This is a genomic window from Kitasatospora sp. NPDC005751, assembly GCF_040630835.1.
Taxonomy (GTDB): domain Bacteria; phylum Actinomycetota; class Actinomycetes; order Streptomycetales; family Streptomycetaceae; genus Kitasatospora.
On record NZ_JBEXYC010000104.1, the window covers coordinates 1 to 10,792 of the forward strand.

Genomic DNA, 10,792 nt, shown 5'->3' on the forward strand with positions numbered 1-10,792 from the left:
TCGTTTAGGGGGTGGGAGTGGTCCGGGCCACAGGTTTGGGGGTGTGAGGCCGGGCACATCGTCGACGGTGGGTGACGGGGTGTCGGCGGGGGGTGCGGATCGTGGGGGGTGGGGGTCGGGGGTCGGGTGGCGCGCACCACAGCCCTCACCCGACGTGCCCCGTCCGCTCACCCGTCGTGTCCGCCATAGCCTCTGGGCATGAGCAACGAGAGCGATGCAGAGGCCGTCGGCGGCGCCGAGGAGCCGGGGGCGGCGGTCGCGCCCGCCGGGTTCGAGCTGGGGACCGACGGGCCCAAGGTGATCCTGGCGGGGCTGGACGGCTCGGAGTCCTCGTGGCGGGCGACCGCCTACGCGGCCGGTCTCGCCCGGCGGCAGAACGCGACCCTCGCGGTGGCGTACGTCCAGCCCGTCCTCGGGGCGGCCACCGCGCTCGCGGGCGCGGCCGTCGGGGAGACCACGCAGGAGATCGCCGACGAGCTGCTGGCGGCGCTGCGCGAGGCGGAGCGGCGGCTGAGCGACGTCTGGCGGCTGGACTGGCGCTTCCTGACCCTCCGGGGCGACCCGTTCGCGGGCCTCGCGCGGATGGCGGACGAGCTGCGGGCGGACGCCGTGGTGGTCGGCGGCTCCGAGCAGGCCGGGCACCGGGTGATCGGCTCGGTCGCGGTCCGGCTGGTGAAGGCGGGCCGCTGACCGGTGACCGTGGTGCCGTAAGGGGGAGGGGCGGGGCCGGCGGACGGCGGAGTCGGACGTGCGGAAGGGCTGCGATCCGGGTGGGACCGGACCGCAGCCCTTCCGGCTGTGGGGAGGTCGCTCAGCCGAGGATGCTGACGCCGTTGCCGCAGATGTTGATCGGGATGCTGATCGGGATCTGGATCTGGTTGCCGGAGAGGACCCCCGGCGAACCGGTGACGACGCCGCTGGCGTAGGCACCGCCGGTGTTGACGCAGGTGGTGCCCGAGGACAACTCGGCGGCGGCGGCGCTGTGCCCGACCCCGTCGCAGTCCCCCGCGAAGGCGGGGCCGGTGGATATGACGGCCAGCGCGGCGGTGAGACCGGCGGCGAGCAGGTACTTCCTGGTGTTGGTCATGCCGGTAGGAATAGCCAGCCGACACGCTGAACCGGACACGATCCGACCGGAGTGCCACCCGATCGGCGCTGCGATCCGACTCGGATGCAGGAACCGGGCCGGCCGGCCGTCACCCGAACGGCGGGCATCGGGCGCGAGCACCGCCGGGCCGCCGGTCCGGTCCGGGGCCGGGGCCGGGCGCTGTCCCGGCCCGCGGTCGGGGCCGTGATGGGACGCCGGTCCCGTGCGTCCGGGACGTCCGCCGTCCGATGCTCGATGCGCGGGGCCGGTACGACGGCCCCGGGGCGTACCGCCCGACGACCCGCTACGGCTCACGCCACGCAAGGGAGACCGCATGTTCGCGCACTGGGGTACCTTCACCAAGAACGACACCCTCGGAGACTGTCTCGGCGTGGCCCAGAGCGCGCTGCAGCGCCAGGGCTTCCAGGTCTGGGACCTCGCCGGCGACGGCGACTACCAGGTGATCGGCGGCAACTCCGCCGTGATCGCCCACATCGTCTGCGTCCCGCAGTCCGGGAACATCTGGATCACGGTCAGCGCCTACTCCACCGACTCGGCGCTCGCCGAGCGGACCCGGAACGACGTCCGCACCTACATCGTCAACTCGGTCCGGATCGACTGAGACCGGCCGGTTCCGGCTGGGCCCCGGCGCGAGCCGGTCCGCGGGGCGGTGCCACCCGCCCGCCCTCGGGCCGGTTCGTACCCGGCGATAGGGTTCGGGACCATGACGGACACCCCGGTCGCACACCCCCGGAAGCCCGCCCGCCCGACGGCCGGGCCGAGACCCCGCCCGGCGGCGGCAGCGACGGCTGCGGCACCGGCGACGGCGACGCTCGTGGCCGGCCCGCCCGACGGCCCGGCCGGCAGTGACCTGCACCTCGAACTGCCCGCCACCGGCGGCCGCCGCGCCGCGCTGATGGCCGCCCTGCGCGAGGCGATCCGCAGCGGCCGGCTCGCCCCCGGCACCCGGCTGCCGCCGTACCGCTCGCTCGCCGCCGACCTCGGCATCGCCCGCAACACCGCCGCCGACGCCTACGCCGAGCTGGCCGCCGAGGGCTGGCTGACCGCCCGTCAGGGCTCCGGCACCACCGTCGCCGACCGGGCCGAGCCGGTCGCCGCGACCCGGGCCCGCCGGACGTCCCCGTCGCGCCGGCCCGCCCACGACCTGATCCAGGGCCGCCCCGACGCCTCCGCCTTCCCCCGCGCCGACTGGCTCGCCGCCGGCCGCCGGGCGCTCACCTCCGCGCCCAACGAGGCCTTCGGCCCGGGTGACCCGCAGGGCCGCCGCGAGCTGCGGGTCGCCCTCGCCGACTACCTGGCCCGGGCCCGGGGCGTGCGCACCGACCCCGAGCGGATCGTGGTCTGCTCCGGCTTCGCCCACGCGCTGCGGCTGCTGTTCGACGGCGCGGGCGCGGTGCTGGGCGGCCCCGCAGCCGGTCCGCTGGCCGTCGAGGCCTACGGGCTGGGCTTCCACCGGGCGCTGCTGGCCAGGGCGGGGGTGACGACGCTGCCGCTGCCGCTGGACGAGGACGGCGCGCGGATCGACGCGCTCGCGGAGCACCCGACGGTGCGCACGGCGCTGCTCACCCCGGCCCACCAGTTCCCGACCGGCGGCCCGCTGCACGCCGCCCGGCGCGCGGCGGTGATCGACTGGGCGCGCGGGAGCGGCGCGCTGGTACTGGAGGACGACTACGACGGCGAGTTCCGCTACGACCGCCGCCCGGTCGGCGCGGTGCAGGGGCTCGACCCGGAACGGGTGATCTACCTCGGCAGTGTCAGCAAGAGCCTGTCGCCCGCGCTGCGGCTCGGCTGGATGGTGCTGCCCGAGCAGCTGGTGGACCGGGTGCTGGCCGTCAAGGGCGAGCGGGAGGCCTGGGCGAGCGCGCTCGACCAGCTGACGCTCGCGGAGTTCATCGAGTCGGGCGGCTACGACCGGCACGTGCGGCGGATGCGCCGGCGCTACCGGGACCGCCGGGACCACCTGCTGGCCGAACTGGCCGTGCGGGCGCCGCACATCGAGGTGTCCGGGATCGCGGCCGGCCTGCACGCGGTGCTCCGGCTCGCGCCCGGCACCGAGCGGTCCGTGCTCAAGGCGGCGGCCTACCGGGGACTGGCCCTGGACGGGCTGGCGGACTACCGGCACCCGCTGATCGGGCCGGACGCGATGCCCGTGGCGGACGGTCTGGTGGTCGGCTACGCCACGCCGGCCGACCACGCCTACCAGGCGGCCGTCGCCGCGCTCTGCGACGTCCTGCCCGCCCCGCTCTGACCGCACCCTCCGGCCCGCACGCTCCGGCCCCGGGTGGGTGGTGCGGGCCGGAGGGTAAGGGGAAGGGCCGTGGCGGGAGGTGTCGTGGCGTAGTCAATGGCCCGCCGCGTCCGCTCCGCTGTCATATGCCGGTACGGGCCCGGGCGGAGGCCGGTGCCACGACCGGCGGTGCCGCCTAGGCTCACTGGTCATGCGCAGAACACATGTGAGCCGTCTCGGAATCGCTGCGATCCTGGCCCTCGTCGTCGGTCTGCTCCTCTCGGCCGCTCCCGCCCAGGCGGACACGCCGCTGCTCACGGTCGGCTCCGACCGGGCGACGGCGACCCCGGGCTCCGCGGTCACACTGACGTTGACGCTGACCAACCCGCACGACACCCCCGTGCGGTTCGTCTACCAGTCCGTCCAGCCGACCTACCAGACCAGCCAGGTCCCCGGTCTGGCGTACGCCTTCTCGTCCTGCGGCGGGGCGGTCAGCGCGTGCGACACCGGCGGCACCAGCGGCCTGGTCCACCACACCGTGCCCGTCGCGGCGGGGGCCTCCACCACCGTGACGCTGACCTACGACATCGCGGCCGGCTCGGCCTGCGGCGCCGGCACGCGGATCGACTTCTACACGTACCTCTACTACGAGTACCAGTCCGGCGCGGCCTCCGACTCCGGCATCTTCGACATCCCCGGCAACGAGGTCGTCTGCTCCTGACCCCGGCCGGTCCGGCCCGCTCGCGCGGGCACCCGTCCCACAGTCCCCCGTCAGGTGCCGGCCGCCCCCGTACCGGCACCTGACGGGCCTTTCGCGTGCGCTGTCGGACCCTCGTGACAGGCTTGCGCGCATGGCCGAACCGCTGACCGACGCGACCGACCGCGCCGCCGCGAGCGCGCCCGCGGGCCTCCCCGCGCGCATGACCGCAGCCGCGAGCACGACCGCCGGGGCGGCCGGCCCCCCGGGCCGGTCCGCCGCCCACCAGGGGGAGCCGGGTCCACGCGGGCTGCCCGTCCCGCCCGGTGTCGCCGAGGCGATCCGGGCCCGGGCCGACGAGCGGACGGCTCCGCTGGTCCACGGCCTGATGCGGCCCTCGCTGGCGCTCGCCGCCGGGGGCGACGGTCCGCCGGCCGGGGTGCTCGGCGGGCTGCCCGCCCTGCCGGCCGGCACCGGGTGGCCGGAGTTCGCCGGGCGCCCGATGCAGCTGCTGGCCCAGCTCGACTGCGCCGGCCTGGCGGAGGCCTTCCGCACCACCGGCCGGGGCGGTGACTGGCCGCTGCCGACCGCCGGGCTGCTCCTCTTCTTCCACGACGAGTGGCTCTCCGACTTCACCGGCCGTGGCTGCCGGGTCCTGCACGTGCCCGCGGGCGCACCGCCCGGACCGGCCCCGGCCGACGGCCCGGGCACCCCCGCCGTCCCGGCCGTCGAGGTCCGGGCCGAGTGGCGGCTCTCCGCGCCCTCCTACCAGGACCGCGAGCTGGAGAACGTCTTCCCCGACGACTTCATGATCGCCCTCGACCTCGCCGCCGACTTCCGCGACCACCTCGCCGCCCCCGGCGTGCGGATGCTCGGCTGGTGCGACACCGACACCGGCCGCCCGGCGGGGCACCGGCCGCTGCTGCAGATCGGGAGCCGCGCCCTCGCGGTGGACTGGGGCGAGTGCGTCAACGTGTCGTTCTGGATCACCGACGAGGACTTGGCGGCGGGCCGCTTCGACCGCGTTCGGCACGGCTTCGAGGTCGCCTGAGCGGGCCGGCGAACGCCGCCCGGAGCGGGCCCGCCACCGCTGCCCGGGCGGGGCCGCCCGGCCGCCACTAGGCTGCTGGAAGAGGTGGGGGCACCCGCCCGCGACCGCCGGTCCGCCCGGCCGAGCGGTCGGACCCCGATCGCCGAACCGGTGGGACGGACGTGGCAGCAGAGGGATCGGCGACATTCGACGCGGCGGCGCCCGACGGCCCGGAGCCCCCGGTCGGCGAGCTGCTGCGCTCGGTCCGGGCCCACCCCTCACTGCTGCCCGAGACCCTCGCCGTCTTCGCCGTCCGCCACCGCGGCCCCCGGGCCGCCCGCCGGGTCGCCGCGCTGCGGGCGGCCCACCCGGAGGCGACGCCGCAGGAGCTGGCCGGACTGGCGGTGACGCACGCCCGGCGGGTGAGTCAGAGCGAGGGCGCCTTCGTCGGCGGGCCGTTCATGGTGCTCATCCCCTTCGCGTTCTGCACCGCGCTGCTGGCCCAGGCCCAGCTGTTCCTCGAACTCGCCGCCCTGGCCGGGAGGGACCCGGCCGCCCGGCCCCGGGCCGCCGAGATCCTGGTGCTCCAGGGCGCCTACCCCGATGTCGCGGCCGCCGGGCGCGCCCTGGACACCGCGCCCCGGCCCTCGGGCGGGCGGCGGCGCGGGCTCTGGTCGCTGCTCCGGCGGATGGCCCGGCTGCTCGGGCTGACCAGTGAGGGGGCCGATCCGCCGCCCTCCCGCTGGCGGACGGCCGGCGGCTGGCTGCTGGTCCTGCTGGTCTTCCTGATCGGGCTGGTCGCGCCGCTGGTCTGGCTGCCCTACATGGGCTTCTCCTACGCCCGGGCGACCGACCGGGTCGGCGGCCGGGCCGTCGACTTCTACTTCGGCGGTGACGTCGCCGGGGCCGCGCTGCGGCGGCGCCGTCGTCGCAGCGACCCGGCGACCGTCGCGGCCACCATCAGGGCGGGGATCTCGCTGGTCCTACCGGTGGGAGCGGTGATCATGCTGCTGCTCGCCGACATCCGGGTCGCGGGCAGCCGGTGGCCGCTGATGTCGATCATCCTGCTCGTGCTGTCCGTCCTGGTCGGCGAGGTCTGGTACCGCCGCCACCGGCGCCACCGGCGGGCCGCGGCGCAGGACGGGTGACGGTTCGCCGCCGGGGCGTCCGACGGGCCGCCACCCGGCGCTTGGCCAGGTGTTCGACGAGCGAACACCTGTGCCATCCGCTCGTGCGCCGCCCGGCGGCCCGCGGGCCCGCACGTCGCTCCGTTCGGGTGGAGGGGATCGTTCCGGTGGGCGGGCGATTCGCATGCACAGCAAGTCCGGGGTCGGTGGGAGGAACGCGCGGGATTCCAACCGCCAGGCGCATCAGATTCACCCTATCGGGGGGTGCTTTGGGGCCGTACGGCTTTGGCCGGGCGCGGGTGATCTAGGGTTCCCGGTGGGTCGCCCCGAGCGGGCGGACACCATCGCGCTCTCTCGCCAACACCCCTTCCCATACGCGTATCTGATGATCCGTCCCCGGACTCCGGGGCGGGTCGGCGTGACCTTGACCAGATGAAGGAGACCCTGCCGATGCCGGTGGACACGAACCCGGAGACGCAGCAGGTACCGCAGCAGTCGAGCCTGACGACGGCCGCTGCCCGCAACCTCGCCACCACCACCAAGTCCGCACCGCAGATGCAGGAGATCACCTCCCGCTGGCTGCTCAAGGTGCTCCCCTGGGTCCAGGCCGCCGGTGGCGCCTACCGGGTGAACCGCCGGCTCACCTACACCGTCGGCGACGGCCGGGTGGAGTTCATCAAGACCGGCTCGGAGGTCCGGGTCATCCCCCGTGAGCTCGGGGAGCTCGCCCTGCTGCGCGGCTTCGACGACGACGGGGTGCTGACGGCCCTCGCCGACCGCTGCGAGCAGCGCGACTTCGGCCCCGGCGAGGTGCTGGCCGAGCGGGGCACTGAGGCGGACCGCATCTACCTGATCGCCCACGGCAAGATCAACCAGATCGGCACCGGCAAGTACGGCGACGAGACGGTGGTCGGCGTGCTCGGCGACGGCGACCGCTTCGGCGAGCACGCCGTGCTCGACCCGGACGCCGTCTGGGAGTTCACCGCCACCACGGTGACCGCCGGCACCGTGCTCTCGCTGCCGAGGCGCGAGTTCCAGGCCATCCGGGACGGCTCGCCCGCGCTCCAGCGGCACCTGGAGGAGTTCCTGGCCCTGCCGCTCCAGCGCCAGAACGAGCGCGGTGAGGCCGAGATCGCCATGTCGGCGGGCCACCACGGCGAGTACGAGCTGCCCGGCGCCTTCGTGGACTACGAGCTGAAGCCGCGCGAGTACGAGCTGAGCGTCGCCCAGACGGTGCTGAAGGTGCACAGCCGGGTCGCCGACCTCTACAACCAGCCGATGAACCAGACCGAGCACCAGCTCCGGCTGACCATCGAGGCGCTGCGCGAGCGCCAGGAGTACGAGCTGGTCAACAACCCGGAGTTCGGCCTGCTCAACAACGCCGACTTCTCGCAGCGGATCCAGACCCACTCGGGCCCGCCCACCCCGGACGACCTCGACGAACTGCTGAGCCGCCGCCGCGACCCCGACTACCTGCTCGCCCACCCGCGCGCGATCGCGGCGATCGGCCGCGAGCTGAACTCCCGCGGGCTCTACCCCCACCATGTCGACCTCGGCGGGCAGCAGGTGCCGGCCTGGCGCGGGGTACCGATCCTGCCGTGCAGCAAGATCCCGATCACCAAGGAGAACACCAGCTCGATCCTGGTGATCCGGACGGGCGAGGACAACCAGGGCGTCATCGGCCTGCACCAGACCGGCATCCCGGACGAGTACCAGCCGAGCCTCTCGGTGCGCTTCATGGGCATCAGCGAGAAGGCGATCATCTCGTACCTGGTCAGCGCCTACTACTCGGCCGCGATCCTGGTGCCGGACGCGGTCGGCGTCCTGGAGAACGTCGAGATCGCACACGGTCGCCACTGAACAACGGCCCGATCGGGCGCGGGCGGGCCGTAACCGGCCCGCCGCAAGATCGTTTCACCTGACGTCGGACGGCCCGCCCCTCAAGGGCGGGCCGTCCGATGTCGCCCCTCCCGGCGCCGACCGGGCTCCAGGACGGGGCCGACTCCCGACGAGGACAACTCCCCACGAACGCGGACCTCCTGACGATGCGAGAGATACATGGAGCCCCTGGCGCAGCCCCGGCGGGCACGGCGGATACCGGTGGACGGGCCGTCGTGACCGCAGACCTGGTCGTCGTGAGCAAGGGCGCTTCCGGGCGCCGGGCCCGGCTGGCCGGCGCGGCGGCCGGGGTGGCCGCCCTCTGCGCGCTGCTGAGCGGCGCGGCCGGTGCCGCCCGGACCCCCGGGCACCACGGCGGGGGCGACCCGCACGGGCCGGTCGTCGAGACCTGTGTCTCCACCGGCACGGACGTCTCGGTGTCGGTCGGCCGAGGTGGCGTGGGCGTCGATGTCGATGTCGACGTGGAGGTGGGCCTCTCGGTCGACCTCTCCGGAGTGCTGCACCACCCCGGTCCGCACCCGAAGCCCAGTCACCCGCCCTGGCACCACCACCACCCGTGCCCGAGCCCCACCCCGACGCCCAAGCCGAGTCCGACGCCGACACCCACTCCGACGCCGACTCCCACCCCCGCCCCGACGCCGATCCACCCGCCGACACCGGAGCCGAAGCCCACCCCGACGCCGACCCCCGCGCCGGTGCCGCCGCCCGCCCCGACGCCGAGGCCCACCCCGCCGCCCGCGTCGACCAGGCCCGTGCCGAAGCCCACGCCGAAGCCGACCGCGGCACCGGTCGTGCCACCGGCCCCCGCGCCCGAGCCGCCCTCGCCGACCGCCACGCCGAGCCCGGCGGTCGTCGAGGCGAAGCCGCGGCCCGTGGTCAAGCCCGTCCGGGTGCCGCTGGCGGCCCCGCCGGTGCCCGCTCCGGAGCGCCACCACGGCAGCTCGCCGACCCGGACGATGCTGCTCGTCACCGTGCCCGCCGTGCTCGCCGCGGCGGCCCTGCGCCCGCGCGGCCGGTCCGGCCGGGGCGGCTCCGGCCGCTCCTGAGGCGCCCGGCCCCCGAGGCGGCCCGACCCGGCCGGCCGCCTTCGACCGCCCGGTCGTCGGGTGAACGGGTGACGGCCGGGCCCGATACAGAGAACCCGAGCTGAAGAAGGGAGTTCCCATGTCCGAGTGGTTGGCGCTGGCCATCGCCATGTCGGCGGCCTGCGCCGTCGTGGTGGCGGTGGTGCTGCTGAGGCACCGCAGGGTCAGTCAGGAGGAGGACACCGACGAGACGCCCGACGTCATCGAGTACATGACGATGATGATCGGCGTGGTCTACGCGATCGTGCTCGGCCTGGCCATCGCCGGCGTCTGGGAGGCGCGCGGCGCCGCCCAGGACGACGTGGCGCGCGAGGCGCAGTCGCTGCACGAGGTGAGCGAGCGCGCCCAGATCTACCCGGTCGAGTTCCGCGACAAGGTCCGCGCCGATGTGGACGCCTACGTCTCCTACGTGGTCGACACCGAGTGGACGTACATGCGCGAGCACGGCGAGATCTCCGAGCGCGGCACCGAGTTACTCGACAAGCTCCGCACGGACGTCGCCACCCGCACGCCGGCCAGCGATCTGGAGGCCCAGGCCTACCAGCCGATCATGGACCGGATCAGCACCGTCGACGACGCCCGCAGCGCCCGAGGCCAGAACGCCGGGCCGACCATGCCGGGCGTGGTCTGGTTCGGCCTGATCGTCGGAGCCGTGGTGACCGTCGGCATGGTGTTCGCGCTGCAGATCCGGCGCTCGCCGCGGGAGTTGCTGCTGGCGGGGGCGTTCAGCGCGCTGATCGCCTTCCTGCTCTTCCTGATCTGGGACTTCGACGATCCGTTCGGCCGGAGCGTCTCGGTGACCACGCAGACGTTCACCGACCTGTTCCCGACCCTGGGCGGTGGCGACTGAGCGTCACGCGGACCGGCGTTCCTTCGATAATCTGATCCGGCCGTCGGGGGTCGGTCCCGTCGGGCGCATCGAGAGGATCGTCAGTCGTGACCTACCCGCCGCCCCAGCAGGGCGCGCCCTACCCGCCCCGACGCCCCCAGGTCGCCTGGTGGTGGCTGCCCGAGAAGGAGCGCCGCCGGCGCCGCAAGCAGCGCGAGGAGTGGCGGGCGTACCAGCGGCAGAAGGGCAAGAAGAACGACAACGACTGCTCGGACGCCTGCGACTGCTGCGACCTCGGGGACCCGTGCCTGATCGCGCTCGTCCCGGTGATGATGGCTGCGGGCCTGCGGTTCGCCCTCGGTGGCGGCCGCGGACGGCGCGGCGCGGCCGCCGATCCGTCGGCGCCCGCCCCGGCCGGCTTCGCGGCGGGCGTGCTGTACGGGGCGGTGCGGTACTACCGGAGCGAGATCAGCCCCCGGCGACCGGCCTGCTGCCCGTACACGCCCTCCTGTTCGACCTATGCCGTCCAGGCGCTGCACCGGCACGGCGCCGTGCGCGGGGCGCGGCTGACCGCCGGCCGGCTGCTCCGCTGCCGCCCGGGCACGGCGCGCCGCGGCGGGGCGGACCCGGTGCCGGGGCGGTAGGGCCCGTCGCGAGGAGCGGTGACGCAGGGGCCGCGCGGATCACGGTGATCCGCGGCGGGGGCCCGGTCGTGGACGTGCGGTTCGGCGGTGCCGGTGGGGCCGCCGGTCAGAACGCCGGGATGACGGAACCCTTGAAGGTGTCGTCG

The 10,792-nt window shown here is 75.2% G+C and carries 11 protein-coding genes; 10 read left to right on the forward strand and 1 reads right to left on the reverse strand.

The window, feature by feature from the left end:
• The first annotated feature begins 198 nt into the window (after nt 1–198).
• Nucleotides 199–690: a universal stress protein gene (locus ABZ497_RS35695; RefSeq protein WP_359812028.1), complete on the forward strand. Its 492-nt coding sequence runs from the start codon at nt 199–201 to the stop codon at nt 688–690.
• Nucleotides 691–811: 121 nt separating this feature from the next.
• Here the strand turns inward: ABZ497_RS35695 and ABZ497_RS35700 are convergent, their stop codons facing one another.
• Nucleotides 812–1,087, reverse strand: coding sequence for a chaplin family protein (locus ABZ497_RS35700; RefSeq protein WP_329491210.1), 276 nt, complete (start codon nt 1,085–1,087; stop codon nt 812–814).
• 334 nt (nt 1,088–1,421) lie between these two features.
• Between ABZ497_RS35700 and ABZ497_RS35705 the strand changes: the two genes are divergently transcribed.
• The 9 genes from ABZ497_RS35705 to yidD all read left to right on the forward strand — a co-directional run bounded on the left by ABZ497_RS35705 (nt 1,422) and on the right by yidD (nt 10,646).
• The gene (locus ABZ497_RS35705) at nt 1,422–1,709 is read left to right on the forward strand and encodes a hypothetical protein (RefSeq protein WP_352290892.1); all 288 of its coding nucleotides are present in this window, start codon (nt 1,422–1,424) and stop codon (nt 1,707–1,709) included.
• A 213-nt stretch (nt 1,710–1,922) separates the two neighbouring features.
• A complete protein-coding gene (locus tag ABZ497_RS35710) occupies nt 1,923–3,356 on the forward strand; it encodes a PLP-dependent aminotransferase family protein (protein ID WP_329491212.1) in 1,434 nt (477 codons plus the stop codon).
• Between the two features lie 190 nt (nt 3,357–3,546).
• A complete protein-coding gene (locus ABZ497_RS35715) occupies nt 3,547–4,056 on the forward strand; it encodes a hypothetical protein (protein WP_329491213.1) in 510 nt (169 codons plus the stop codon).
• A gap of 130 nt (nt 4,057–4,186) precedes the next feature.
• Nucleotides 4,187–5,083 (forward strand): YwqG family protein, encoded by an 897-nt coding sequence (locus tag ABZ497_RS35720; RefSeq protein WP_359812030.1) that lies wholly within the window; start codon nt 4,187–4,189, stop codon nt 5,081–5,083.
• Between the two features lie 161 nt (nt 5,084–5,244).
• Complete coding sequence (locus ABZ497_RS35725; protein ID WP_359812032.1) at nt 5,245–6,210, forward strand: hypothetical protein; 966 nt, start codon at nt 5,245–5,247, stop codon at nt 6,208–6,210.
• Nucleotides 6,211–6,639: 429 nt separating this feature from the next.
• Nucleotides 6,640–8,049 carry a family 2B encapsulin nanocompartment shell protein gene (locus tag ABZ497_RS35730; RefSeq protein ID WP_352290942.1) on the forward strand — a complete coding sequence of 470 codons (1,410 nt, stop codon included), beginning with the start codon at nt 6,640–6,642 and terminating at the stop codon, nt 8,047–8,049.
• A 254-nt stretch (nt 8,050–8,303) separates the two neighbouring features.
• Complete coding sequence (locus ABZ497_RS35735; RefSeq protein ID WP_359812035.1) at nt 8,304–9,134, forward strand: hypothetical protein; 831 nt, start codon at nt 8,304–8,306, stop codon at nt 9,132–9,134.
• Between the two features lie 118 nt (nt 9,135–9,252).
• Complete coding sequence (locus ABZ497_RS35740; protein WP_359812038.1) at nt 9,253–10,023, forward strand: hypothetical protein; 771 nt, start codon at nt 9,253–9,255, stop codon at nt 10,021–10,023.
• A gap of 86 nt (nt 10,024–10,109) precedes the next feature.
• Nucleotides 10,110–10,646 carry a membrane protein insertion efficiency factor YidD gene (gene yidD / locus ABZ497_RS35745; protein WP_352290897.1) on the forward strand — a complete coding sequence of 179 codons (537 nt, stop codon included), beginning with the start codon at nt 10,110–10,112 and terminating at the stop codon, nt 10,644–10,646.
• Nucleotides 10,647–10,792 lie beyond the last annotated feature (146 nt).